This is a genomic window from Candidatus Termitispirillum reticulitermitis, assembly GCF_054655775.1.
This window is the reverse complement of the sequence record NZ_BAAIHG010000252.1, coordinates 1-506: the sequence shown is the minus strand read 5'-3', so window position 1 is coordinate 506 and position 506 is coordinate 1. Positions and strand designations below refer to the sequence as shown.

Genomic DNA, 506 nt, shown 5'->3' with positions numbered 1-506 from the left:
TTCAAATAAAAGCGTCTTGGAACACAATGGGAATCTTCAACTTAATCGTAGTGCAGAAACACCGTACAGGACGAATTTCATTCTTGCCGACTATTTTATGGTCATACAAGCTGATAACGGAGGTAATAAAAATTTCAATTCTACTATTCGGCTATTCAGCAACACAATAAGCGACAAATACCCTGCATTAGAAGTTTCTGTACCTGATAGCCTGTCTTCTATTAAACTACACGAAATTGGTGAAAACAAGACCAAGAACACTGCATTCGCTCAATGGTGTAAACAAAAAGTTCAGAGTGTATTTATTCCGATTACCGAAATGCTTCAGCACTCAAAAGGGTTTTTAGCATTGGAACGTGAACGTAAAATCCCATTCGATAAGACGCAGATAGATATACTATCAAAAGCCGAATTGGGTGAAACCAACGAAATTACTCCTAACGCTTCAAAACTACTTGATGGAATAAAATCTGTCATTATGGGCGAGGTAATTTATGAAAGTGACC

At 37.4% G+C, this 506-nt stretch carries 1 pseudogene; it reads left to right on the top strand.

From position 1 onward, the window contains the following. Positions 1-97 precede the first annotated feature (97 nt). Positions 98-506, top strand: a pseudogene (locus AC1MDJ_RS08600) (hypothetical protein); the annotation flags it as partial.